The organism is Micromonospora sp. NBC_01739 (assembly GCF_035920385.1).
Taxonomy (GTDB): domain Bacteria; phylum Actinomycetota; class Actinomycetes; order Mycobacteriales; family Micromonosporaceae; genus Micromonospora.
On the sequence record NZ_CP109151.1, the window covers coordinates 3125835 to 3150198 of the forward strand.

At 69.8% G+C, this 24364-nt stretch carries 25 protein-coding genes, 1 tRNA gene and 3 pseudogenes; 13 read left to right on the forward strand and 16 right to left on the reverse strand.

The features are described from left to right. Positions 1 to 23: 23 nt before the first annotated feature. On the reverse strand, positions 24 to 1109 hold the full coding sequence (locus OIE53_RS13790; RefSeq protein ID WP_327021967.1) for a hypothetical protein: 1086 nt from the start codon (positions 1107 to 1109) through the stop codon (positions 24 to 26). Between the two features lie 212 nt (positions 1110 to 1321). Then, complete coding sequence (locus OIE53_RS13795) at positions 1322 to 2386, reverse strand: GNAT family N-acetyltransferase (RefSeq protein WP_327021968.1); 1065 nt, start codon at positions 2384 to 2386, stop codon at positions 1322 to 1324. Positions 2387 to 2417: 31 nt separating this feature from the next. Here OIE53_RS13795 and OIE53_RS13800 point away from each other — a divergent pair, with 31 nt between their 5' ends. After that, positions 2418 to 2921, forward strand: a complete 504-nt coding sequence (locus OIE53_RS13800) for a MarR family winged helix-turn-helix transcriptional regulator (protein WP_327021969.1) — start codon at positions 2418 to 2420, stop codon at positions 2919 to 2921. 201 nt (positions 2922 to 3122) lie between these two features. On the opposite strand, the gene OIE53_RS13805 is transcribed toward OIE53_RS13800, so the two are convergent. The 3 genes from OIE53_RS13805 to OIE53_RS13815 form a co-directional block, all read right to left on the reverse strand. After that, positions 3123 to 3290, reverse strand: coding sequence for a hypothetical protein (locus tag OIE53_RS13805; RefSeq protein ID WP_327021970.1), 168 nt, complete (start codon positions 3288 to 3290; stop codon positions 3123 to 3125). A 213-nt stretch (positions 3291 to 3503) separates the two neighbouring features. After that, positions 3504 to 3911 carry a hypothetical protein gene (locus OIE53_RS13810; protein WP_327021971.1) on the reverse strand — a complete coding sequence of 136 codons (408 nt, stop codon included), beginning with the start codon at positions 3909 to 3911 and terminating at the stop codon, positions 3504 to 3506. A gap of 299 nt (positions 3912 to 4210) precedes the next feature. Then, the gene (locus OIE53_RS13815; RefSeq protein ID WP_327021972.1) at positions 4211 to 4780 is read right to left on the reverse strand and encodes a TetR/AcrR family transcriptional regulator; all 570 of its coding nucleotides are present in this window, start codon (positions 4778 to 4780) and stop codon (positions 4211 to 4213) included. A 91-nt stretch (positions 4781 to 4871) separates the two neighbouring features. Between OIE53_RS13815 and OIE53_RS13820 the strand changes: the two genes are divergently transcribed. The 5 genes and pseudogenes from OIE53_RS13820 to OIE53_RS13840 all read left to right on the forward strand — a co-directional run bounded on the left by OIE53_RS13820 (position 4872) and on the right by OIE53_RS13840 (position 8895). Beyond that, on the forward strand, positions 4872 to 5396 hold the full coding sequence (locus OIE53_RS13820; protein WP_327021973.1) for a hypothetical protein: 525 nt from the start codon (positions 4872 to 4874) through the stop codon (positions 5394 to 5396). A 140-nt stretch (positions 5397 to 5536) separates the two neighbouring features. Further along, positions 5537 to 5626 (forward strand): annotated as a pseudogene (locus OIE53_RS13825) (DinB family protein); the annotation flags it as partial. A 52-nt stretch (positions 5627 to 5678) separates the two neighbouring features. Beyond that, positions 5679 to 6913 (forward strand): IS3 family transposase gene (locus tag OIE53_RS13830; protein WP_327021974.1). Its coding sequence is split into 2 segments (ribosomal slippage): positions 5679 to 5958 and positions 5958 to 6913, totalling 1236 coding nucleotides; the frame shifts between segments, so codons are not numbered across the junction. 21 nt (positions 6914 to 6934) lie between these two features. Further along, positions 6935 to 7420: pseudogene (locus tag OIE53_RS13835) on the forward strand (DinB family protein); the annotation flags it as partial. Between the two features lie 296 nt (positions 7421 to 7716). Continuing rightward, positions 7717 to 8895, forward strand: coding sequence for a polysaccharide deacetylase family protein (locus OIE53_RS13840; protein WP_327021975.1), 1179 nt, complete (start codon positions 7717 to 7719; stop codon positions 8893 to 8895). Between the two features lie 227 nt (positions 8896 to 9122). Here the strand turns inward: OIE53_RS13840 and OIE53_RS13845 are convergent, their stop codons facing one another. The 6 genes and pseudogenes from OIE53_RS13845 to OIE53_RS13870 form a co-directional block, all read right to left on the reverse strand. Continuing rightward, positions 9123 to 9419 carry a hypothetical protein gene (locus OIE53_RS13845; protein ID WP_327021976.1) on the reverse strand — a complete coding sequence of 99 codons (297 nt, stop codon included), beginning with the start codon at positions 9417 to 9419 and terminating at the stop codon, positions 9123 to 9125. Continuing rightward, a pseudogene (locus tag OIE53_RS13850) lies at positions 9416 to 9787 on the reverse strand (hypothetical protein). The gene OIE53_RS13845 and the pseudogene OIE53_RS13850 overlap by 4 nt, the downstream one beginning before the upstream one ends. Positions 9788 to 10188: 401 nt before the next feature. Beyond that, positions 10189 to 11388, reverse strand: coding sequence for a helix-turn-helix domain-containing protein (locus OIE53_RS13855; protein ID WP_327021977.1), 1200 nt, complete (start codon positions 11386 to 11388; stop codon positions 10189 to 10191). Between the two features lie 467 nt (positions 11389 to 11855). Then, positions 11856 to 12239 carry a hypothetical protein gene (locus tag OIE53_RS13860; RefSeq protein ID WP_327021978.1) on the reverse strand — a complete coding sequence of 128 codons (384 nt, stop codon included), beginning with the start codon at positions 12237 to 12239 and terminating at the stop codon, positions 11856 to 11858. A 128-nt stretch (positions 12240 to 12367) separates the two neighbouring features. Beyond that, positions 12368 to 12439: transfer RNA gene (locus OIE53_RS13865), tRNA-Val, on the reverse strand. 50 nt (positions 12440 to 12489) lie between these two features. After that, positions 12490 to 13092 (reverse strand): TIGR02611 family protein, encoded by a 603-nt coding sequence (locus OIE53_RS13870; RefSeq protein WP_442791339.1) that lies wholly within the window; start codon positions 13090 to 13092, stop codon positions 12490 to 12492. A gap of 373 nt (positions 13093 to 13465) precedes the next feature. On the opposite strand from OIE53_RS13870, the gene OIE53_RS13875 reads away from it, so the two are divergent. Further along, positions 13466 to 13897: an SsgA family sporulation/cell division regulator gene (locus OIE53_RS13875; protein WP_007457244.1), complete on the forward strand. Its 432-nt coding sequence runs from the start codon at positions 13466 to 13468 to the stop codon at positions 13895 to 13897. A gap of 109 nt (positions 13898 to 14006) precedes the next feature. Here the strand turns inward: OIE53_RS13875 and OIE53_RS13880 are convergent, their stop codons facing one another. Beyond that, positions 14007 to 14783, reverse strand: coding sequence for a glucose 1-dehydrogenase (locus tag OIE53_RS13880; RefSeq protein WP_327021980.1), 777 nt, complete (start codon positions 14781 to 14783; stop codon positions 14007 to 14009). A gap of 176 nt (positions 14784 to 14959) precedes the next feature. Here OIE53_RS13880 and OIE53_RS13885 point away from each other — a divergent pair, with 176 nt between their 5' ends. Both OIE53_RS13885 and OIE53_RS13890 read left to right on the forward strand, forming a co-directional pair. Further along, on the forward strand, positions 14960 to 15853 hold the full coding sequence (locus tag OIE53_RS13885; RefSeq protein ID WP_327021981.1) for a helix-turn-helix transcriptional regulator: 894 nt from the start codon (positions 14960 to 14962) through the stop codon (positions 15851 to 15853). Positions 15854 to 15914: 61 nt separating this feature from the next. After that, entirely contained in the window at positions 15915 to 16370 is a 456-nt protein-coding gene (locus OIE53_RS13890; RefSeq protein ID WP_327021982.1) for an RrF2 family transcriptional regulator, read from the forward strand. A 22-nt stretch (positions 16371 to 16392) separates the two neighbouring features. On the opposite strand, the gene OIE53_RS13895 is transcribed toward OIE53_RS13890, so the two are convergent. Further along, positions 16393 to 17004 (reverse strand): flavin reductase family protein, encoded by a 612-nt coding sequence (locus OIE53_RS13895; RefSeq protein ID WP_327021983.1) that lies wholly within the window; start codon positions 17002 to 17004, stop codon positions 16393 to 16395. Between the two features lie 245 nt (positions 17005 to 17249). Here OIE53_RS13895 and OIE53_RS13900 point away from each other — a divergent pair, with 245 nt between their 5' ends. Beyond that, the gene (locus tag OIE53_RS13900) at positions 17250 to 17429 is read left to right on the forward strand and encodes a DUF4236 domain-containing protein (RefSeq protein ID WP_327021984.1); all 180 of its coding nucleotides are present in this window, start codon (positions 17250 to 17252) and stop codon (positions 17427 to 17429) included. An 85-nt stretch (positions 17430 to 17514) separates the two neighbouring features. On the opposite strand, the gene OIE53_RS13905 is transcribed toward OIE53_RS13900, so the two are convergent. Both OIE53_RS13905 and OIE53_RS13910 read right to left on the reverse strand, forming a co-directional pair. Then, the gene (locus OIE53_RS13905) at positions 17515 to 18354 is read right to left on the reverse strand and encodes a hypothetical protein (protein WP_327021985.1); all 840 of its coding nucleotides are present in this window, start codon (positions 18352 to 18354) and stop codon (positions 17515 to 17517) included. Between the two features lie 56 nt (positions 18355 to 18410). After that, a complete protein-coding gene (locus tag OIE53_RS13910) occupies positions 18411 to 18932 on the reverse strand; it encodes a VOC family protein (RefSeq protein WP_327021986.1) in 522 nt (173 codons plus the stop codon). 51 nt (positions 18933 to 18983) lie between these two features. On the opposite strand from OIE53_RS13910, the gene OIE53_RS13915 reads away from it, so the two are divergent. From OIE53_RS13915 to OIE53_RS13925, 3 genes are all read left to right on the forward strand, one after another. Further along, on the forward strand, positions 18984 to 19457 hold the full coding sequence (locus tag OIE53_RS13915) for a MarR family winged helix-turn-helix transcriptional regulator (RefSeq protein ID WP_327021987.1): 474 nt from the start codon (positions 18984 to 18986) through the stop codon (positions 19455 to 19457). Between the two features lie 57 nt (positions 19458 to 19514). Next, positions 19515 to 21341, forward strand: coding sequence for a tetratricopeptide repeat protein (locus OIE53_RS13920; RefSeq protein WP_327021988.1), 1827 nt, complete (start codon positions 19515 to 19517; stop codon positions 21339 to 21341). Between the two features lie 219 nt (positions 21342 to 21560). Then, a complete protein-coding gene (locus OIE53_RS13925; protein WP_327027187.1) occupies positions 21561 to 23783 on the forward strand; it encodes a HelD family protein in 2223 nt (740 codons plus the stop codon). 134 nt (positions 23784 to 23917) lie between these two features. On the opposite strand, the gene OIE53_RS13930 is transcribed toward OIE53_RS13925, so the two are convergent. Continuing rightward, the gene (locus OIE53_RS13930; RefSeq protein WP_327021989.1) at positions 23918 to 24319 is read right to left on the reverse strand and encodes a hypothetical protein; all 402 of its coding nucleotides are present in this window, start codon (positions 24317 to 24319) and stop codon (positions 23918 to 23920) included. Between the last annotated feature and the right edge of the window lie 45 nt (positions 24320 to 24364).

Genomic DNA, 24364 nt, shown 5'->3' on the forward strand with positions numbered 1-24364 from the left:
GCCGCCGCCGACGCTGCCCGGCGTCAGACCCGGGAGGTGAAGGTGGCCAGGAAACGGTGCGGGGTGATCACGCCGGCGTTGTCGAAGCAGAGCACGTCGACCTCGGCGTCAGTGGTGTACGACCAGGGTTGGGTGAGGTGGCAGTAGTTGCTGCCGGGGCCCTGCGCCACGACCTGGACATGCGTCTCCCTGACGCCGATCTGCGGAAAGGTCGCCAGGAAGCGGCCGGTGGGAGCCAGCGGCACCACCGTGTTGGCATTGAGACCGACCATCGAGTTGTCGTTGGTCTGCCCGCCGACGGCGGTACCCAGGTATCCGATGTGATTGGGCGGGCCGAAGGAGCCGACCACCGACCGCCGGCGGTGGTACGAGAGGACGAAGTCGCTGTTGGCGTACGCGCCGGCCTGGTCGTAGCAGAAGACCTCCGCATGCACCACGGTGCTGACCGCGCCCCAGGAGTTCACCTTGCATCGGCGGGGAAGGGCGTTCGGTTGCACGGCGGTGACCTGCACGTTGCCGGCGATCAAGTCGGGCAGCCCCACCCCAGGCAGCCGCACCGCGTACTGCCCGACACCGAACGCCCCGGCCGCGTTCCCCACGCCCGTGGAGTTGTACGACTGCGTCAACCCGCCGCCGGCCCACTGCACGTACGCATAGGAGTTGCCGGCCGGCAACACGCCCGAGCTGGTCGTCCAGAGCACGGTGAACGGGGTGTCCTCGCGCGCGCCGCCGGGCCGGTGGCACTGCACGTCGACGATCTGGTCGGCGCCGGACTGGCCCCAGCGAACCACCTCGCAGTAGTGCCCGCTCCGGTTGACCGGGGTCACATGGGGTACGCCCCGCTGGCCCGCGCCCACCTGCGGGAAGCGAACCTGGAACCGGCCCGGTCCGACCTTGATGCCGTCGGCCCAGGCGGTCGGGAACGCCGTCTTCCAGCTACCCCACTGCCGGGTGGTGTCGAGCACGGTCCAGACCGACACGCTGGGGTCCTTGACGTAGGCGAACCCCCAACGGTCAGCGGTGGCCGCTGCGGCAGGTGCCGCCGGCACGAGTACGGCGGCGGCCAGGACAGCGGCCAGCGCTGTGCTGACGAATGATCGGAGACGCATGTGTTCCTCCATTCCACCGGAACATGACGCACAGGAGTCTGTGAGCGGTAATGACTTCGTCACAATCAGCGGCGCCGATGTTTCGGTGTCGTGAAACAATCACCTCCGGCATGTATCAAAGTCGGTCATCGCGCCTCATGCACAGAAGCGCTCTGCCCGACGCCACCGGACCGAACGCGGTTCGGTCGCTCACCCACGGCCGCGACGATCCGTCAGGCCACCGGCTTGGCCAGGCTGGTGGTGCCGTCCGGATTGGCGGGTGACACCGTCCGGTACCCCTCACGGTGATAGAGGTCGATGTTGCGCTGACTCCTGGCGCCGGTGAACAGCACGATGCGGTCGCAGGCGAGGTCGGCGGCGGCTTCGGCGGTCCGCATCAGCCACCGGCCCAGTCCTTGCCCGCGCAGGTCGGGGACGACGGCGAGCCGACCCAGGTGCCAGTCGGTGTCGACGCGGCGGGTCCGCACCATGCCCAGTAGTCGGCCGTCCAACCAGAGGCCGGTGGTGTGCCAGGCGGTCAGCCAGTCGCGTACCTGTTCCGGCGACTCGTGCAGGGCCGGTATGGCCATGCTGTCGTTGGCCAGGGCCTCGTCCACCCAGCAGCACCGCTGGAGCACCGTCACCTGGCCCGCGTCGTCGGCTGTCAGTCGTCTGGCGTACGAACCGAGCAGCGGACCGGCGCAGGTCCCTGCCTGTGCGCGTTCCCGCATCGGCCGCAGCGCGTGGGCGACCCGGACCAGTTCGTCCAGGAGCCCGACACCCGCTGCCTGTCGGGCGGGGTCGGGCCGCAGTCGCCCGTCCTGCACGGCCTCACCGATCCGGATCGCCACGGTGGCGCCCAGGGGGACCAGGCGCAACGTGGTGACCACCTGCTTGGCGTGCTGGACCGCCCGGGTGCCGGCCGAGGTGTGGCCGTAGCTGACGAACCCGATCGGCTTCCACGCCCATTCCCGGCTGAGGTAGTCCAGCGCGTTCTTCAGGGTCGCCGGCATCCCGTAGTTGTACTCCGGGGTGATCGCGATGAAGGCGTCCGCCGCGTCGACGGTCTCGCTCCAGCGGCGGGTGTGCTCATGCCGGTACTCGCCGGACGAGGGATGCTCCTCCTCGTCCAGAAACGGCAGGTTCAGGTCGCTGACGGCGACCGGTACGAGCTCGACCCCGAGCTCCGCGGCCCGCGGGGTGAGCGTCTCGATCAGCCACTGCCCGACCACCGGGCCCAGGGCACCGGGACGGGTGCTGCACACCAGGGCAAGAACACGAATCGGTCTCGTTGACATGGAAACGAATCGTAGGTGCTAGATTGATTACATGTCAACGAACCCGGCAGCGGAGCCCGTACGCTGGTTGAATCCGGATGAGGAGCGGGCGTGGCGGGCGTACCGGCGGGTGATGGTCGCCGTGTCGACCGGCACGGCCCGCGATCTCGCGGCGATCGGGCTCTCCGAACCCGACTACGAGGTGTTGAGCACCCTCTCGGAACGACCCGACCACACCAGCGGCCTGGGCGAACAGGCCGACAAGATGGGCTGGTCACGCAGCCGACTGTCCCGCCACGCCACCCGGATGGAGGCACGCGGCCTGCTGCGGCGCACCCCCGACCCTAGCGACGGCCGAGGCTGCCTCCTCACCCTCACCGCCCAGGGTCTGACCGCGCTGGAAGAGGCCGCACCGACCCATGTCGAGTCGGTCCGACGCCACTTCATCGACCGGCTGACCCCGCAAGACCTCACCGCCGTCGAACGGATCGCCCGACGGCTGGCAGAACCCGCACCGGCTCCGATCAGCGACGAGCAGGAGGCGGTGCAGCGGTAGCCGGGCACGGGCTTGACGGAGCTTCCGGCTGCTCATGCTCGATCTCGTACCGGCACTCGCTGCACGGCTCCGGCGGGAGGTGTTCGCGCCAGTCATGACCGCAGACGGAACAGTCGCCGTACCATCGCGGGCCTCGCCGCATCCTCACCCCGCCATTGGGACCCGTAGGCCGGGTGCGGAGATCAGCGCCAGGTCACGACCTCACGTCGCCGAGGAGATGGGGTACGGCCGCAGGTGCGCAGCCAACTCCACCTCGGCACGCAGCCGGAAGTCGCACGGCCAGTAGGCGTGGCAATCCCGGCAACGACGAGGCTCCTCGCCGTCCTGACCATGCCGCGCGGCGAGCAGCCGCCAGTCCTCACGATCCACGTTCTCCGATATACCCCGGTACCCGACAGAACGAACCGACCGCCGAGCGGCAGGACCGGCGAGCGACGAACGCTCGCAATCTTGGACACTTGTCGTCATCAGCTATCGAAAAGTGTCCAAGATTGACGGCCGCGGCTCTGCCCAGGGCGTCGTGGCCGCGGTGCAGGACCCACTACCTGCGCAATTTGCTGTGTCTCGTGCCGATGCAGTCTTCTACACCCGCACGCGGGGGTCGGCCAGCACGTTGGCGACCACGGCCGTCATCCCGTCGACGCACAGCGTCGGCGCGCCGACCACAAACTCCTCCCGATCGAGCCACTCCACGCGCTCGACGCCCGGCGTGGCCAGGATGCCCACGTCGAGCTGCAGCGACGCGTGGTCGTCGTAGTATCCGCGGGCGGCGTCACCGACCCAGAGAGACCAGTGGTATCCGGCGCCGCCCCGCCTTCGTTCCGCCTCCGTGAGCGGGTCGGCTTTCAGGTCGCCGGTGTCAAGCAGCTCGGCGACGGTCACGGGTTCCAAATCCGGACGGGCCGGCGGCAGCACCACATCGAGGAGGTGCTCGAGATGAACCGTGCAGGTACAGTTTCCCCGCTGCGGAGCAGCCCAACTGTCGACCATCACAGCACTCTACGACCCCGGGCTCATCCGGTCGTCATCTCCTGTCTCTGCTCTTGCGACGCGACTCGCCGTGACTTGTACCGGCCCCGTCAGCGCACACGACGGGCGGCGTGAGCGGATGCCTTTGATCGCTGCCGTGCGGGCCAACGCCACGTAGTCGACTGCACACCCGATCGGCGGCATGACCGGCCGTCAAGGACTGCGGGTGGGGGCGGGTCTCAGTCGATGGCGCCTTCGATCACAGTGTCTTGTGCCCCGTGTGTGCCTCACCGGCAGACTCCTTGCCCCCAAGGCGACGATCAACCTGCGGAGCGGGGTGCGCGATCGAGCAACAGGTCGACCGCACGCTGCGCAACCTCCCCCCGGGTGCGCTGCTCGTGATCGGCGGCCAGGAAGTGCACGCCAATCGCCATGCAGAAGGCGAGTAGGGCGCGGGCCTCGATCTCCTCCGGGTCCGCATAGAAGGCGCCGATCATCTGGCGCAGCAGCGCCATCCGCCGGTTGTCCACCGCGCGCAGCCGCTCGGCGACCGCCTCATCGCGCCGCGCCCAGGTGCGGATCGCGAGGTCGATCGGCAGCAACCGGCTACTCGAGAACGTGAGCACACCGGCCCGCTGGATCTGGCTGCGCGGATCGCCACCCTCACGCTGGACGCGCGCGATCACCTCCTCCGTGCTCTCGCGCTCCCACACGTCGAGCATCGCGCGCAGCAGCGCATCACGGTCGTCGAAGAAGCCGTAGAAACCGCCCTTGGTGACGCCGAGCCGCTTCGCGAGCACCTCGACCCGGACGGCGTCCGGGCCGCCCTCGGCCAAGACCAGCAGACCCTCCTCGATCCACCTGTCGCGGGGCGTGCGGATGGCAGCCACTGCGTCTCACCTCGTTCTGTTGTGTACACCACCGTGCAAGCCGGCTACAGTCGCAATATACGGCACCGTATATTGCGAATGGAGCTGCCCCATGAGTGCAAGAGCCGCCGTCAGCACCGTCGGGGTCGAACGTCTGCCCGCGTCGGTGCGTACCCTCAGCTCCCTGTCTCGGATCGACTACGCCGACCACTTCGTGCTGCCGACCGGCGCCGCCGCACCGGTCGAACGGTGGGCCCGGGTGATGTTCGGTGACACGCCCGACGCCATCGAGCTGTTTCTGTGGCGGGGCCTGATGGGCTTACGGCTCAGCCGGACCGTGTCGGCGGACACCGTAGCCGGCTGGCAGATCGGCGAGCAGGATGACGAATGGATCCGACTCGAAGCCACCTCTTGGTTCCTGACCGCCAACCTGGTCGTCCAAGCGACCGGTGACAGCGTGGCTCTGGGAACATTCCTCCGCTACGACCGCTGGCTGGCGCACCTGGTCTGGCCTCCGCTGTCGGTCCTGCATCGCCAGCTCGTACCCGGCGTTCTGCGCAAGGCGGCGGCCCGGGTCGCGGCGGCAAGGTCTGCAGCGAGGTGTCGAGCCGATGATGAAGGCATTGGACCGGCCTAGGACTCAACAGCCTCCGCGCCGCCTACCTTGCTACGGACTGAGACGTTCTAGCGGAACCAGCACGGGGCGGGCACACGGCAGGCAATGCCCGGCGTCCGCGCGGGTCCTAGCCAGGTCTCCGTTGTACGTAGGGTGCGGAAGTGAAAAGAAGCGAGCAGCTCTCGGAGCAGTTGGACTGGTACTGGCGCAAGAACCTGCGGCCACGGCTGGAGGGTCTTACCGACGAGGAGTGTCCCGCACCGGGTTTGATGGAGACATCGAAATCTGGGAGGAACATCAGCGATGCCCGCACCGAAGAAGTACAACGATGAGCTGCGTGAGCGTGCGACGCGGTTGGCGGTCGAGGCTCGCCGGGACCCGGCCAGCGCGATAGGGGCGATCCGGCGGATCGCCGGTCAGCTCGGGATTCATCCGGAGGCGTTGCGGACGTGGGTGAAGAAGGCCGAGACTGACGCCGGTGACCGTCCGGGCACCACCAGCAGCGACGCGGAACGCCTCGCTGCTTTGGAACGGGAGGTGCGTGAGCTGCGGCGGGCCAACCAGATCCTGAAGTCCGCGGCGAGTTTCTTCGCGGCGGAGCTGGACCGTCCGTCGCGATGAAGGTCGACTTCGTCGACTCCCAGAAGGCCGAATACGGTGTCCAGCCGGTCCTGCAGGCGCTCGAAGACACGCCGGCACAGATCGCACCGTCGACCTACTACGCCGCTAAGACCCGCCCTGCCTCGGCCCGGTCAAGGCGCGACGAGGAGTTGACCGCGGTGATCGAGCAGGTCCACGCGGAGAACTACGGCGTCTACGGCGCTCGCAAGATCTGGCACGAGCTGCGTCGGCGCGGTGTGCGAGTGGCCCGCTGCACCGTCGAGCGGCTGATGCGCGAGTCCGGGCTGCGCGGGCTGCTGCGCGACAAAGCGCCGCGTACGACCCGGCCCGCAGCCGAGACCAGCCGACCCTCTGACCTGGTCAAACGAGACTTCACCGCACTGCGGCCGAACCAGCTGTGGGTCGCCGACCTGACCTACGTGCGCACCAGCGTCGGCTGGGTGTACGCCGCGTTCGTCCTCGACGTGTACTCCCGCATGATCGTCGGCTGGCAGGTGTCGACGAACCTCTACACCGACCTGGCCCTCGACGCGTTGAAGATGGCGATCTGGCGCCGCGAACATCAGGGCGCTGACCTGGGCGGACTCGTGCATCACTCGGACCGCGGAGTCCAATATCGAGCGATCCGCTACAGCCAGCGCCTCGCCGAGGCCGGCGCTGTCGCCTCGGTCGGCTCCCGGGGCGACTCGTACGACAACGCGATGGCCGAGGCATTCAACTCGCTCTACAAGGCCGAACTCGTCCGCAACCGAGGTCCGTGGCGTGGACTCGACGACCTGGAGATGGCCACCGTCGAGTACATCGACTGGTACAACAACCGCCGGCTGCACGGCGAACTCGGACACGTCCCACCCGCCGAACACGAGGCCCTACACGCGATGACCCACCCGGTCACCGCACCCCTGAAAACCAGCTAACCAACTGTCCATCAAACCCGGGGCTTGACAGAGTACTTCTGGGAGCCGGTGCCCGGCTGCTGGAGTATCCGCCCACGGGATACCTCGGCCGCACCGTTGTCCGAAGGTGCGGGGGAATGGACGATGGATTACGTGTTCCCTGGCCCGGTGCCGGCGCCAGTGACCACGATCGCCTGGCGGCTGGCGCACATCATCGTCTCGTGTCTGGGCTATCGGGTCGGATGGTACTTCGGCGGCCAGGACGTCGACTCCGAGACATTCGCCTACGCGGGGACCGCCGACGAGGCGCTGAAACAACTCGATGAGATGTACGAAAGATGGAACGCGGGAGTCCGCGTCCTCTCGGACGCCGACCTGGACAATCCACCCACGGTGGGTCCCGAGCGGTTCCCCATGGCGAACCGAATCCTGCACGTCAACAGGGAGCTGATCCATCACGGTGCCGAGATCTCCCTGCTGCGCGACCTCTACCGCTGGCAGGACGGAGCCACCCTGCGGCGGCTATGACTTACCGGCTCGGAAAACGACACACCCCTGACGCGACGCTGTGAGCCCGCCCCGGATCTCGTAGAGACCGTGCTCAGCCAGCCCCACGTGCAGGGCCGCGCCGACGCCGCCGTACGCGTGCCAGCACTGGGCGGTCGCGGCCGATCAGCCGACCTTTCCGGAAGTTCCGGAGAACTTCCGGAAGCTATTGACGTGTTCGAAACGCCGTTGCAATACTTCCGAACGCGATGGCATCAGCTCCTGTCGATTAAAACCATGCGTCGTCAGGTGCCATCCGCCCCAAGGAGGACCTGCGCATGTACGAAAGTATCGGCGGCTCCCGCCGCCCGTCCGCCCCCCGAAAATCGCGTCTCACCTTCCGGTTGGCCGCGCTCGCCTCCACCGTGGCGCTGAGTGCCACCGGTCTCGCGGTCGCCGCCACCCCGTCCAGCGCCGCCGTCTGCAACGGGTACGTCGCCCTCACCTTCGATGACGGGCCGAACAGCAGTACCAGCGCACTGCTGTCCGTGCTTCGCGCGAACGGCGCACGGGCGACCATGTTCAATGTCGGACAGACCGTGCAGAGCAACCCGTCCGCCGCGCGGGCCCAGGTCGACGCGGGCATGTGGGTGGCCAACCACAGTTGGAACCACTCGTACATGACCTCGATGAACCAGAGCCAGATGCAGTCGGACCTCTCCCAGACCAACGCAGCGATCCAGTCAGCGACCGGCGTCCGGCCGCAGTTGTTCCGCCCGCCGTACGGGCAGACCAACTCGACCCTCCAGTCGGTCGCCGCGTCGCTCGGCCTGCGCCAGGTGATCTGGGACGTCGACTCCCAGGACTGGAACGGTGCCAGCGTCAGCCAGATCGTCTCCGCCGCCAGCCGTCTCCAGGACGGCCAGGTGATCCTGATGCACGACGGCATTCAGAACACCCGCAACGCGATTCCGCAGATCATGGCAAACCTGAGCAGCCGCAACCTCTGTACGGGCATGATCTCACCGAGCACCGGCCGGGCGGTGGCGCCGGACGACACTCCGCCGCCGACCACTCCCCCGCCGACCACTCCGCCGCCGACCAGCCCGCCGCCGACCACACCTCCGCCCTCCGGCTCCGCCAGCCAGATCGTCGGCACCCAGTCGGGTCGATGCATCGACGTACCCAACGCCTCCCAGAACAACGGCACCCGGGTACAGCTCTACGACTGCCACGGACAGACCAACCAGGCCTGGACCTACACCTCAGACAAACAACTACGGGTGTACGGCACCATGTGCCTCGACGCAGCAGGCTCCGGCAACGGCGCCGCCGTCCAGATCTACGCCTGCCACGGCCAAGGCAACCAGCAATGGAACGTCAACTCCAACGGCACCATCAGCAACGTCCAGTCCGGACGCTGCCTGGACGCCTGGAGCACCGCCAACGGAGCACAGGTTCAGCTCTACGACTGCCACGGCGGCACCAACCAGCGATTCAACCTCGTCGCACGATGACCATCGCTGATCCACTGTTCGCCGGCAGCCAGGACGACAGGCTGGCGGGCTAGGCCCAACACAGGAGAACCGGACCGAACCCGGGCGGGCTCGACCTCACGTCGAGCCCGCCCGCTCGGCACACCACCAGCCACCGGACATTTTGATTGTCGGCGATCCTGGGATCGAACCAGTGACCTCTTCGGTGTGAACTCTCGCAGACCGGTCGGATCGGGCTTGATGCGAGGTCATCCGGCCTGGTGACGCCCCTTCCGGCCTGGTTCGACCGGCACGGTTGCTGTACTTCGCTGCTGTACTTCCGGCGGCTGCCTGGCCCAGCCGACGAAGCGACGGTGCAGCACGCCGGCCGGTGCCCAGGGCATGTCCTCGGCGGCTTGGACGAGACAGACGCCGAGATAGAGGGCCAGCGACACCGGAGCGCCCGCGTACTCCGCGCGTAGTTCCCGCCGCCGGGTCGGGCATGGCCAGGGCAGGTCGCAGCCACCGCAGCTCCAGATCGGCAGGACCGGGCCGTGGCTGGTCACCGCAGACCACCCAGAAACCGGGCCACGCTCGCGCGAGCCTGCCGACTGGTCGCCCATTCCACCTGCCAACACGGGTACGGCACCAGCCGCGACCACCACACCCGGCAACCAGCACACATGCCGTCGAGCCCACGAACGTGTACGGCGAGGATCGTCCGTTCCGGCCCGCCGGTCACTGCTCACCCTCCCCAGGCCAGTGCCCGCGATTGATCGGAATCCGGTGCCGGGCACGGCAGGGCAGTTCGGACCCACATCGACAGGTCCACCGCCACCGCCGCCAACACCAGACTGGCCGATGCCGACGGGCAAAGGTCAACGCGGTAGCCGACAGGTACTCGTCGTAGGAGACGCGCCGGCCGCTCAGAGATGACCGCCCGGACGAGTTGGCCACGCGTCGGGTCACCGGAGGCCCTCCGATCGGCGTGGGCTGAGCTGAGCTGCCGATTCGTGGTGGCCCTGGCACCGCCGTAGTTGCCGCGCGTGGTCGAGCAGCCGCCGTTGCGCCGCCGCCTGCTCAACGTCCTGGTACCGCTGCCCAGTCCCGGGCGGTGGCGGCGGCTGAGGCCGCCAGAACAGCCACCGCATCAACGCGCACAGTTCAGACCAGGTCGCCACAGACTCGCCCCCTCGATCGAGCAACAGGAGGCGGCGACGAAGTTCAGTCCGGCTCTATCGGGTATCAAGCAGGCACATGCTCGCCGCCGCCAGTGACGGGAACGCTACGAGTGGTCACTGGCTGTGGCAGGGAGAGTTTGTACCTCAGGGAGAGTTACCCGATCATGCCGATGGCGAGGGCCAACTCTCGGGCATCCTCACCGACCGTGCCCGGCCGGTTCGACAGTTCCAGGGCGACAGTGCGGGCGTACGGGTTGTGTCGCACCGTGTCGACGCTCTCCCGCAGTGCCCGGCCGAGCAGGTGCACCGCCGCGACCTCCCCACGGTCCAGCATGTGCGCCCGAGCGGCATCGATCAGCGCGGCAGCCCGGCGGGTCTGCGAGGGCAACGCCCGAAAGTCGGTGGCGTCGGCCCGCCGCACCGCCTCACCCGTGCGGCACAGGTCCGTCTCGATGGTGACCGCGTACGCCGCACACGCCGCCGGTCCGAACATCAGCCATGGATGGGCGTACCCACCGCCGAGTCGTCTCGCGGCCGAGTCGGCACCATCCCACGCACGCCAGGCCCGACCGGCCCGGCCGGCCTTGCTGTGCCCCAGCGCGATACCGAGTTGCACCTGACCCCATCGCGCCAACTGCTCACCACCCGCCGCCGGGTCAACCAGACCCGCAGCCTCGACCAGCACCTGCTCGGCGGCGTCGACCTGGTTCACACCCCGATAGACGTGCGCGTAGTACCAGGCCGCCACCGCCATCGCCGCCGGGTCGTCGGCGTCCTGGGCAGCCGACATCGCCCGGTCGGCAGCCAGCCACACCAACTCCGGCAGCGGCTGGTGCGCCAGGTACAACTGCACCAGGTGATACACCCGCGCCAACTCCACCAACGCCAGTCGACGATCCCCGCCATCGAGCATCCGGGCACTCCGCTGCGCATCCGTCAGCAACCCGGGAAGCACCGCTGCCACCGCCGTACGCTCGGTCGTCGACCGATGCCACAAGGCCCACGCCTGATCCACCAGATCACGCATCACGACAACCGGCGTCACCGCGCCCACCGGCACCGATGCCCGCTGCATCACCGCAGCCACCTTGCCGATCTCGGAATGCCCCGCCCGGGTCACCGACGCCACCGGCAACGACTGATCGCCAGTCAGATCCGCAAGATCCGAGATGTCGAGCACCTCGGCCAGCCGCAGCAACATGGGCAGACGGGGCGGCAGTAGCCGGCCATTCTCCAACGCCTTGACCCACTCCGCGCTACGCCCGACCAGCCCGCCGAGAACGGGCCGAGTCTTCCCCGCACGCTCGCGATACATCCGCAGGCGCGCACCGAAGGTCGAGGAATCGCTCATCATCGTCTCCCAGGTAGCGGTCTGGGCAGCGGACCACCACTGTCGACGGTACCCCCGCCCACCGCACCGACGCGCCCCCACCACGACGGCTGATGCCGCAACCGCCAGGCGAGCGCTTCCGACCTTCGGCACACCCCGGGCCAAGGACCACATCGACCCCTTGCTGTAAGTTCTGGGCGCTCGGTCCGGCAGCGCCCGGCGGCGTCCCTGGCCTCGGGTCACTGTCCGGCGTCGGTCCTTACTGGGTCGCTGGGTCCGCGCCTGTTGCTGTCGACAGCTGGGCAGCGGCGCTCGGATCAGTCGTCCTCATCCAGGAGGCCAAACGCCTCCGGGTGCGTCGTAGGCCAAGGCCATGGCTGCTCCGCCGAAGATGTAGAGATCAGCCACCACGCCACGTCGGTGCAACCGTTCTCCGAGTCGACGGAAGGCAGCCTCGATCGCCGCGCGGTCCAGCAGTGGGTCCTCGGCGCTCATGCGACGTTGAGCTCCTGCGCTGACACGAACACGCCACGACGACGGAACGCCGCCGGGGCATGGACCACCGCGTCAACCCGAGCAGCACGAGTGTTGAAAGGAAACCAGAATCGCCGCAGTGAGCGTGTCTCGACCCATGCCGGTGCCCCACGCCCGTCCTTGGCCGCCAGGTGTTCCGTCAACGCCGCCAAGAACACGTCCCAGTGTTCGTCGCCAGTGGTCAATGGCTCCTGCTGCAACAGGGCGGCACGGCTCTCCGATGGCTCCCAGCGGTACTCCTCAAGGAACTCTGCCACCAGCCGCCAGCGTCGCGTCTCATCAGCGTCGGCGAGCAGAGCACCCAACCGCGCCACCGTCAGCGGTTCGTACCTCCGCACCACGACTCGGCTCCTCACACCCCTGGGCCGGTACGCCCGCCGACAGGTTGACGGCCGGCCCGCGCCCAGCCGCACCTATCAAGAATGACAAGAGGCCCCGATCAACAATGTGATCGGGGCCTCTTTTTGCGTGGGCGATACTGGGATCGAACCAGTGACCTCTTCGGTGTGAACGAAGCGCTCTCCCGCTGAGCTAATCGCCCTCAGCGCGCATGACTCTACCCGATCGCGCGACCGGACCGCGAACCCGGGGTCAGTGGGTCGCGAAGTAGTGCAGGACCTGGGCGATCACGTCGATGTCCAGGCTCAGCTTGATCGAGATCAGGGCCACCCCGGCGACGAAGAGCAGGCCGACCGCACCGAGGGCGGCGCGTACGGGCAGTGACTGGCGTTTCACCCAGTTGGCCCAGCCGTGGACGTGGCGGCGGGTGAAGGCGAGCAGTCGTTTGGCCCAGTGGAACTCGACGGCCCAGATGCCGAGGCCGGCGATCACGATCAGCCAGCCGGGGCCGGGTAGCGGGATGAGCATGACTCCGACGGCGACGACGAGGGCGCCGAGGACCGCGACGATGATCCGCAGGGCCAGTCGGCCGGTGGGGTTGGCTCGGATCAGCGCGAGGGTGGTGGAGACCCGGCGCCGCCAGCGGGGTGGGTCACGTCGTTCCGACACGGTGACGCCCCTCCCCTCACTGCTCGCGGCCCGGCCCGCCGGCCCCCGGTCATCCTGCCTGAGGTCAGAGTCACCCCGCCGGGCGGGACCAGGCCCGTTGGCGTAGCGCCCCGCGTTACGACCGGTCCGATCATTGGCTGTCGGCTCACGCTCGGCTGTCGGCCGGCCGCGCTGGCCCCCCTGCATTTTCGGCACCCCGTACCCCCGCTGTTCGTCTCGCGGACCGCGACGTTCGACGGATCCGCCGCGCCGAGGGATCCACTGAGGATCGCTCAACGACCATTTCCTCACCCCAGTGTCGCGCGGGCCCGTCACTGCAACGGCCGACTGGACGTTACCGGAGTAAGTCGACGACTGAACCACCCGATGCCGGGCGGGATCTACGCACTGGGCAGAACCGGAAATCCTAGATGAATTTTCACATTCTCGTGGCCTTTCCGACCCCCTTCCCACCACTGGGTGAAGTCAGCGTATGGCGGAGCGTAGCCAGGAGTAGCGGCTGAGTATGGGAAAAGCGGGACACGCGCGTTCCGCACGCGGTGCCGGGGGGAGAACGTCCATGAGTGTCATCCGACCGACGACCGTTGAGGTCGAGACGTCGCTAAGGCTAGTCGCGCCTGACGCCACCGCCTTGCCGGTGCGTGCCAGTCTGCGCTACGACCCTGCTGACCCGTATGCGGTCCATGTCCTGTTCCATGCCGAATCGGCCGGTGGCGAGGCGGTGAGTTGGTCGTTCGCCCGCGAGTTGCTGGTCACCGGCCTGGACGAACCGGCCGGCATCGGGGATGTCCGGGTCTGGCCCTGGGCCACCCCGCGCGGCGACTTCGTCGCGCTGGCGCTGTCGTCGCCGGACGGCAACGCCCTGTTCGAGGTGCCGCGCAGCGTACTGGTGCGGTTCCTGCGGCGTACCTATGTCGTCGTTCCGCGCGGCCGGGAGGCCGAGCACCTGGATGTCGACACGGCGGTCAACCGGCTGCTCGCCGGACGCTGACCACGATCACCGCAAGGGCCGCGCTGACCTTCCGGGTCCGCGCGGCCCTGGCATGTCCGGCGGTACGCGGACAGCCTCCCGCCTTCACCCACGCGACCCGGGTAGCCCCTCAGCCGTGGCTGGTGATACCCCCGTCGACCGGGATCACCGCACCGGTCAGGTAGGCGCCGGCCCGGGAGGCCAGGTAGATCGCGGTGCCCGCCATGTCCTCCGGTCGACCGATTCGTCCCAGTGGCACCTGCGCCTCGATGGCGGCCCGCGATCCCGGGTCCTCCAGGGCGAAGGCCATCATCTTGCTCTCGAAGGGGCCGGGGGCGATCGCGTTGACGGTGATCCGTTCCTCGGCCAACTGGTGGGCCAGGCTGCGGGTCAACATGTGGACCGCGGCTTTGGTGGCCGAGTAGGCGTACACCTCCATCGAGGGCACCCGCAGACCGTCGATCGAGCCGATGTTGATCACACGGGCCGGGTCGTCGTCCGTGGCGGCGGCCCGCAGGGCCGGCAGCAGTGCGGTGGTCAGCCGGAAAACGGCCTTGACGTTGACCGCCCAGAGCTTGTCGAAGGCGCTCTGCGGGTACTCCTCCAGTGGTGCGCCCCAGGTCGCTCCGGCGTTGTTGACCAGCACGTCGAGTCGGTCGACCCGCTGGCGTACCGCCTCGGCCAGGGCCTGCGCTCCCTCGTCGTTGCTCAGGTCGGCGGGGATCGCCGTACACCTGCCGTGGGCGGACAGCTCCTCGGCCACCGCCCGGCACACCTCCGCCTTGCGGGAGGAGATGATGACCTCCGCCCCGGCCTCGACGAAGCCTCGGGCGATCATCAGCCCGATCCCCCGCGATCCGCCGGTGACCAGGACCGTCTTGCCGTCAACCGAGAACAGCGCGGTCATGGGAATCCTCTCGCGAGTCGGCCTGGCGACCCGGACCGCGCGGACATCAACACGGTCGGATCGCTACCGATCGGAAACTTAGCCGCCCGGCCCGGCCCCGACAACCCGCAGGAGAATGCGGACGCACCGGCCGGAGAAGATGCATACCGCCGACGCGCGGGCTAACGTCGCTGGTGATGGTCCCTTCCGATCACCTCTCCCCCGCCCCGTTCGACCCCACCGGCGAGATCGAAACGATCACCCTGGGCAGTCTGGCGCCCGACCCACGGTGGCGGCGACCGATCCTGCTCGACCGGGAGCTGATCGTGCTGACCACCAGCGGCCACGGGTACACCGAGGTCGATTTCCGCCCCCTGCCCTGCCGGCCCGGCACCCTGCTGCGGGTACGCCCCGGGCAGGTGCTGCGGTGTGCGCTGCCCGAGTTGGACGCCACCGTGGTGCGCTGGCATCCGGAGGCGTTGCGCGGGCTGGAGGTGGCCCTGGACGAGGGGCCGGCCTGGTTCCAGTTGGCCGGTGAGGACGAGGACGCCGTCATCAACGAGGTGACTCAGTTGACGGTGGACTCTCGACGGCACCGGGACACTCCGGCCGGCCGCAGTCTGCTGCGTCACCAACTGACCGTGCTGCTGCTGCGGTTGACCATGCTGCCCTCGGACGGTCGCCGGCCGGAGTCGCGTCCGGAGGAGGTCACCTTCCGTCGGTTCTGCCGGGAGGTCGAGCTGGGCTTCCAGCACAGTCGCCGGGTCGAGGACTACGCCGACCGGCTCGGCTGCTCGGTGCGTACGCTGACCCGGGCCTGTCTGGCGGTGACCGGCCGCAGCGCGAAACAGGTCGTCGACGAGCGGGTGGCCCTCCAGGCCAGCCGGTTGCTGGCCGCCACGGACGAACCGATCGCCCAGATCGGTCGGCAACTCGGTTTCAGCGAGGCGACCAACTTCGGCCGGTTCTTCACCCGCGAGGTAGGGGTCAGCCCCGGTTCCTTCCGGGCCGCCCGCGACCGTCCCGGGCCGGGCCCGGTGATCCGTCCCCGTTCCCCGGTCGACACCCAGACCGACATCCACCAGGGGTGACAGCCAGGATCGACTGGGCCCGACGGCCCTGCGGTCGGCGTGGATTGGGCATGATGGCAGGGTGCAGATCTCCGCGCGTGGCGACTACGCGGTACGGGCGGCGCTGAGCCTGGCGGCCGCGTACCCGGCCCTGCTGTCCACTCAGACCATCTCCGCGGAGCAGGACATGCCGCGAAAGTTCCTGGAGGCGGTGCTGGCGGACCTGCGTCGGTCCGGCATCGTCCGGGCCCAGCGGGGGGCGGAGGGCGGCTACGCCCTGGCCCGGCCACCCCGGGAGGTGACCGTCGGCGCGGTGCTGCGGGCGGTGGAGGGCCCGCTGGCCGGTGTCCGGGGTATGCGTCCGGAGGAGACCAGCTACGAGGGGGTGGCGCAGCACCTGCCGGGCTTCTGGGTGGCGGTACGGGCCGCGCTGCGGCGGGTGGTCGACGAGGTCAGTCTGGCGGATGTGATCAGCGGGCGGCTGCCGGCTCATGTGCGGCGGCTGACCACCCAACCGGACGCCTGGGAGCCGCGCTGATCCACGCCCCGGCGGCCGCCGGTCAGAGGGGTGTCGCCGTGGCGGGGCTGCCGCGATGGTGCAGCAGGGGGTCACCGTCGACGCCGACGGAGAGCGCCAGCGGCTCGGCGATGACCAGCGTCTGGTCGCCGGTGGGGATCCGGTGCTCCACCCGACAGAGCATCCGGCCCGGTACCCCGGTCAGCAGCGGCAGCCCGAAGGGGCCGGACTCCCAATAGGGGTACGCGGCGAAGGGGTCGACCCCGCCGGTGCCGAAGACGGTCGCGGCTTCGGTCTGGTTGGCGGCCAGCAGGTGCACCCCCACGTGCTCGGCCCGGTCCAGCACGGCGGCGACCGGGGTGGTGGTGTCGTAGCAGAACGACACCCGCGGTGGGCGTACGGACACGGTGGTGAAGCTGGTCGCGGTGAATCCGGCGCGCAGCGGCTCCCGCAGGCCGGCCGACCGGGTGTTGCGGGCCACTGCGGTGACCACGGTGACCATGGCGGCCTGCCGGTGCCGCAGGGTGTCGAACAGCTCCTGGTCCACCGGTCGCAGCTGGTCCACCCGGTCCCGCCCGACGGTGGTCACACCGCCGTCCAGGTCGCGGATCGGCAGGGTGGGGTGGCTTTCGCGCAGAGGTACGGGGTGCTGCATGGCAAGTCCTCTCCGGTGCGCGGGGTCGAGCGAACCCCCGGCACCTTCAAAATGTGAGACAGATGCCGCTGGCTCCGCACAACACCGATCCAACCAGTATCTACTGATCCGCATAACCCATCTGATAAATGGGATATTCGGGTTGTGGTGAGGCGACGGCCTCCAATGGAGATCAGCGGCGTTTGCCGAGTCGGCGTTACGGGCATCTTCGAGCGCGCAGGGGACGTGACGAAGGGAGGCCCGTCATGGGTCTGATGTTCCGCAAGCGCAAGAAGTTCGGGCCGCTGATCCTGAACTTCACCCAGAACGGATTCTCGTCCTGGAGCATCAAGCTCGGACGCTGGTCGTGGAACTCGCGGGCCAAGGCGCACAGGGTTGACCTACCCGGCCCGCTGTCGTGGAAACAGGACAAGTCCCGGGCGTGAGAGTTCTCGCAGTCGAAAGTGGGGCGCCGGAGTTCACCGGCGCCCCACTCGCGTGTCCAGCGGAGCCGATCGGCCCGCCGGTTGGTCAGCCTGCGGTGATCAGTACGTCACCACCGAGGCGGCCCTGCTGCGGGTCCCGGCTCACCTGCCCCGAGTCGAGCAGCCCGGTCAGCGCCCGGACCGCGTCCACCGCCCGGTAGGCCGTGGCGGTGACGGCGTACCGGCGCAGTTCGGTGACCGTACGCGGACCGTGCCGGGTCAACTCGGCCAGCAGTGCACCGCCCAGCGGCGCGGTCTCCACCGGTTGGTCGGTCCGCAGGGGCAGGCCCTGCGGGTCCCGGAGAGCGGCACCGACGGCCCACAGGGCCTCCTTGAAGGTCTCCAGGTTGCGGTCCGAGCCGGTGCCGAACGCGATCCGCCCGCCGCCCTCGGCCCACTCCACCTCGCTCGCCAGCGGAAACCCGGCATCGGCCAGGGCCGGCCGCACGGGAGTGTCCGCACCGGAGAGCACCAGCACCTCGGCGGGCCGCCCACCGGCCGAGGCGGTGAGCGCCACCGGGTCCACCGGACCCGGTGCGGCCAGGTAGGACAGCACCGGGGCACCGGCGGCACCGGCCGCCCGCAGCGCCACCGGCAACTGGCTGGGCGCACCGGGCATCAGGTGCACCGCCACCTGCGGCGGCAGCTTGGCCTCGACGGCACCCAGGCGGGCCGGCAGGTCCTCGGTGCCGTCGGCCAGCACCAGCACGGAGAGCCGGCAACCGCCCAGCCGGTGGGCGTGCTCGCCGAGCACCCGCAGGGCGGTCTCGGCCGGCCCGGCATCGTCACCGGCGTACCCGATCGCGATGGTGGCCCGCCGGGCCCGCCCCAGGGCCCCGGTCAGCCACCCACCCAGATACCGCTCCCAGACCCGCAGACCCACCACCCTCCCGTTCTACCCCACCGCCCTGGAAGCTCGGTGGCCAGGGCGGGAGCAACACCTCAGGCGGGGATGGAGATCCCGACCCCGCCCCGGGTGCCGCCGCCGTAGCGGGCGATCTCGGCCGACAGGTCCAGCCGACCGATGCGGGTCCGGGCGGCCAGGGCGGCGGCGTCCAGCCGGTCGGCCGGCACCAGCCAGACCACCTCGAACTCCAGTCCGTCCGGGTCGCGGCCGTACAGGCTCTTGGTGGTGCCATGGTCGGAGGTGCCGACCAGGGCGTCCGCCGCGCTCAGTCGCCGGGCGGTGTCGGCCAGTTCGTCGAGGGTGTCCACCTCCCAGGCCAGGTGGTAGAGCCCGACGGTGGCGCGCCCAGCGGTCGAGGCCCCGGCCCGGGCGCCGATGGCGAACAGGCCCAGGTCGTGGTCGTTGGTGGAGCCGGGCGCCTGGAGGAAGGCGGCACCGCTGAAGCCCTTCGGGGTCATCGGGACCAGCCGGAAGCCCAGCACCTCCCGGTAGAAGGTGACGCTGCGGTCAAGGTCGCTGACGTAGAGCACGGCGTGGTTGAGACGGTGAATTCCCATGTCACCGACGCTAGCCCGTTTTGGTTGAACGTTCAACTACCCGGGAGTATGATGGTCGTCATGACCCGCTGGCTGAATCCGGACGAGCAGCGCACCTGGCGGGGGTTCCTGGCCGCCTCCCGGGCCCTGATGGACACCCTCGACCGCGAACTGCAACGCGACGCCGGGATCCCCCACGCCTACTACGAGATCCTGGTCCGTCTCTCCGAGGCCCCCGAGCGTCGACTGCGGATGAGCGAACTGGCCGACGCCACCGGCTCCTCCCGCAGCCGGCTGTCCCACGCCGTGACCCGGCTGGAAGCCGCCGGATGGGTCCGCCGGGAGGACTGCCCGACCGACCGACGGGGACAGATCGCCCGGCTCACCGACGAGGGTTTCGCCACCCTGGCCGCCGCCGCCCCCGGCCACGTCGAAGGGGTACGCCGACACCTGTTCGACGCCCTCAGCCCAGCTCAGGTGGATCAACTACGCCGGATCAGCGAGGCGCTCAACGATCACCTGAGTCGGGGCGTGACCGGATCCTGACCGAACCGCCAAGGCGCGGGACTTGTACATAACGTCGTCGAATGAGCACGATGGGGCGTGCCTTCCGGCTTCGGTGAACTGACTGATCAGGCTCATGACCTGGTTTCCGCCGGCGATCTCGTCGGTGCCCAACGGCTGCTCGCCGACGCGTTGTCCGGCGCCGACCCGCGCCCGGCCAACGCGACACCCGAGCTGGCCGAGGCGGCCGGCCTGCACGCCCGGGTCCTGGTCGCCCTCGGCGAGCCGCACTCGGCGCGGGGCTGGGCAGCCTTCGCGTACGCCGCCAGCACCGCTCTGCACGGCCGTTCCGACCCGCGTACGGTGGCTGCCGCCGCGACCCTGGCGGCGGTGCTGCACCGGGTCGGCAGCTGGTCCCGGGCCGCCCGGCTGTACCAGGACGTCATCATCGAACTGACCGCGGCGGACGGTCCCGAGTCACTGCGGGTGCTGGCCGCCCACGCCGACCTGGCCACGGTGGAGTACGCCCGAGGCCAGTGCCAGGTCGCCCGCGACCGCCTCCAGGACGCCTGGGAACTGCACCGCGAGGTGTACGGCGACGGCCACCCCAGCGGCATCAAGATGCTGGCCCGGCTCGGTGCGATGCAACGCGACTGTGGGCAGTTCACGGAGGCCCACGACAACCTCGCCCTGGCCCGCGAATTCAGCCGCCGGCACCTGGCCCCGGACGACCCGCTGACCGCCCAGGTGGCGGCCCTGGCCCGAGCCGCCGCCAACCCGGATCACGTCTGCGCCGACAACCCGCCGGTGAGCACTCAGGACCCGGTCGTACCGGCCGCCCGGGTCCCACCCCCGGGCGACGCCCCACCGGCACCATGGGGTGATTCGCCGGGCAGCACCGACCCGACCCCCACCTGGCCGACCGAGGACCCGGCCACCGGTGAGTCCGGATGGTCGGCGGCCTCTGATCCGCTCAGCCCACACCAGGGCGAGGAGCAGCACCCCGCCGAGGGGTACCACCCCAGTCACGGCTACCACCCGCCCGGGGCAGCCTCCCCGGTCCCCACCCCCCGCCGGCCCGCCGACGGCCCGGCCGGCCCCCCGCACGACTGGTGGACAGCGCCCCCCGAGCAACCCGAACCGGATCCCTACCCGGGCCCCCCGACCAACCCGGACCCCTACCAGGCCGCGTCCCCGGATCCCTATCAGGCTGCATCCCCGGACCCCTACCGGGCCGTGCCCACGGATCCCTATGAGGCTGAATCCTCGGATCCCCACCGGGCCACATCTCCGGAGCCGTATCCCGAGCGGACCACCTCGGTGCCGCCGAGTGTGGTGGGCCTTACCGGGCCGGCGCCGCAGGCCCCCGGGGTCTATCGGCTTCGCCGGGTGGACGAGCCGCCACGGTCCGGGCCGCCCTCGCGGTTGCTCCCGGTGCCGGTGCCCCGGAGCGCCCCCACCCCCGCCCCCGATCGGTCCCGCCGGATGGTGCCGATCGTCGCGGCCGGGGTGGTCGTGGTGCTGCTCGGCGCGGCCGCCGTCATCGCCGGGGTGTCCCAGGTCGGCGGCGGCGAACCCGGTGCGCCGGCCCCGAGCGGCACGGTCGGCAGTGCGCCGGCCACCACGCCGACACCGCCGGAGGCCTCCGCTTCCCCCGGGGCCCCGCCCACCGGGCTAACCCTGCGCGACAACCGGGACAACGTGACCTTGAGCTGGGAGTACCCGGCCGGCAGCGAGGGGCCGGTGATCGTCTCCGGGGGCCGGGCCGGGCAGCCGCCCAGCCCCTTCGCCGATCTGCCCGCCGGCACGGACAGCTTCGTCGTCTACGGGCTGAACCGCAGCCTGGACTACTGCTTCACCGTCGCTGTGGTCTGGTCCACCGAGGTGGTGGCCCGCTCGGAACAGGTCTGCACGAAGCGTGGCTGACAGTCACCAGCCAGCCCCGGTAGGCCCATGCGGCGGCGGGCCGGCGGCTGGTTCCGGCGGCCTGCGGGGAGGTATCTTTACCCGTTGGGGCAACAAAAAAGAACGGCCGAAAAAGCCGTTCTTACCTCGGAGACTAATCAATTGGGAGACGGATTGTCAAGGCACTCCGACGGTTCGCCGTCCGACGACGAGATCGGCCGCGAGCAGGAGTACGTCTCGATGCTCTACCAGCGCCTGGACGACCTGCGGGAGCAGGCGTCGCAGCGGCTGACCGAGGAACTGCGGGTGACCGGCGGCACCTTGCAGGCCCGTTCTCAACGCGACAGCGCGGTGCGCATGTACGCCGATCAGGTCGAGCAGTTCTCGGCCGTGGAGAACGGTCTGTGTTTCGGTCGGCTGGACACCGACGAGGGTGAGCGCCATTACATCGGGCGGATCGGCATCTTCGACACCGAGGGTGATTACGATCCGCTGCTGATGGACTGGCGCGCCCCGGCGGCCCGCGCCTTCTACCTGGCCACCGCCGCCAACCCGCAGGGCATCCGGCGCCGCCGGCATCTGCGTACCCGGCAGCGCAAGGTGATCGGCCTCAACGACGAGGTGCTCGACCTGAACACCGCCTCCCCCACCGCCCACGAGGAGTTGACCGGCGAGGCCTCCCTGCTGGCGGCGTTGAACGCGGGCCGCACCGGGCGGATGCGCGACATCGTCGAGACCATCCAGGCCGAGCAGGACCGGATCATCCGTGCCGACCTGCCCGGGGTGATGGTGGTGCAGGGTGGCCCCGGCACCGGCAAGACCGCGGTGGCCCTGCACCGGGCGGCGTACCTGCTCTACACCCACCGGCGGGAGCTGTCGACCCGGGGCGTCCTGCTGGTCGGGCCGAACCTCACCTTCCTGCGCTACATCTCCCAGGTGCTGCCCGCCCTGGCCGAGACCGGGGTGCTGCTGCGTACCCAGGCTGATCTTTTTCCCGGGGTGTACGCGCGGCGGGTGGAGCCGCCCACCACGGCCGCGGTGAAGGGCCGGCCGGTGATGGTCGAGGTCCTGACCAACGCGGTACGCGACCGGCAGCGGGTGCCCGAGGAGCCGCTGGAGATCGAGCTGCCGCAGCGGGAGATCCTGGTGCTGGACCCGGCGACCGTGCGGGAGGCCCGGGATCGGGCCCGCCGCAGTGGTCGGCCGCACAATCTGGCCCGCGCGGTGTTCGACATCGAGATCATCCACGCGCTTGCCGACCAGGTCGCCGAGCGCATCGGCGCCGACCCCCTCGGCGGGGAGAACCTGCTGGAGGAGGCGGATCTCGCCGAGCTCCGTCGGGAGTTGCGCGAGGAGCCCGAGGTACGGGCCACCCTGGACGAGTTGTGGCCGGTGCTCACCCCGCAGCGTCTGCTCGCCGACCTGTACGCCGACCCCGACCGGATCGCCACCGCCGCGCCGATGCTCACTGCGGACGAGCGGGCCGCCCTGCACCGGGAACCGGGCGGGTGGACCCCGGCCGATGTGCCGCTGCTGGACGAGGCCGCGGAGCTGCTCGGCGAGGACGACCGGGCCGCCAGCGCCCGCCGGGAGCGGCTGCGCGCCCTGCAACGCGAGTACGCCGAGGGGGTTCTGGAGATCGCCCGGGGTTCCCGCTCGATCGACGTGGAGGACGAGGCCGAAGGCGGCGAGATCCTCGGCGTCACCGACCTGCTCGACGCCGACCAGTTGCTGGAACGTCAGGAGGAGGCCGACCGGCTGACCACCGCCCAACGGGCGGCGGCCGATCGCTCCTGGGCCTTCGGTCATGTGATCGTCGATGAGGCGCAGGAACTCTCGCCGATGGCCTGGCGGCTGCTGATGCGCCGTTGCCCCAGCCGGTCGATGACCATCGTCGGTGACGTGGCGCAGACCGGCGCCCTGGCCGGTACCCCCTCCTGGGCGCAGGCGCTGGAACCCTACGTGGCCGACCGGTGGCGGCTGACGGAGTTGACCGTCAGCTACCGCACCCCGGCCGAGATCATGGCGGTCGCCGCAAACGTGCTGGCCCAGATCGATCCGGCGCTGCGACCACCCCGCGCGGTCCGCTCCAGCGGTCGTACCCCGGTGTCCCGCCGGACCCCGGCGGACCGGCTGGCGGCGGAGTTGGTCGAGGTGGTCACGGCCGAGGCCGCCGCCCTCACGGATGGTCGACTGGGAGTGATCGTGCCGGCCACCCGGGTCGAGGAACTCGGCACCGTGGTGACCGCCGCCCTCCCCGAGGCCGCCATCGGCGAACAACCCGACCTGGAGTCCCGGGTGGTCATCCTGACCGTCGCCGAGGCCAAGGGCCTGGAGTTCGACTCCGTCATCGTGGTCGACCCCGACCAGATCGTCGCCGAATCCCCAAGAGGCCCCAGCGACCTCTACGTAGCCCTGACCCGAGCCACCCAACACCTAACCACCCTCACCCCCACCCCCTGAGTTTCGCCCCGTTGATCATGAGGTTGACGGCAGTAGTCGATCTCCAGGGTGCCGCCAACCTCATGATCAACGCCTATAGGCGGGTGGGTGGGGACCCGGTGGGACCCGGTGGGGGTGGGTGGGTGGGTGGGTGGTTAGGTGAGGTTGGTGGTTTGGGTGGAGGGGGTGGACTGGTCGCTGGTGGGGCCGCCGTTTGGGGTGCTCAGGCCGCCGGTGGTGGCGTCACCTGTCGTGGTTGGGGCCACCTTGCCGCGGTGCCGCTCCGGTTGGCGGGCCACCCGGCGCGCGCTGGCCGGGCCGGCGGTGCCTCCGGTGGTGGTGATCGCGCCCTGTCCGCGGGTGGGGCCACCGTCGCGCAGCACGTTCGGGTCGACCGGTACCTTCGCCGGGTCGTCCGGGTCGTCGCGCTGGATGGCGCTGTTCACATCGGTAGGCGGCACCGTCACCTCGTCCAGGGCACCCTCGCCGTACACATCGGCGGTGAGTCGCTCCTCGGCCCGGCGGGCGGCGTCCTGTCGCAGGTCGTCCTCACGCATGATTCATCACCTCGCTAACGCGTCGAACTCGCTGGGTGCCCGATG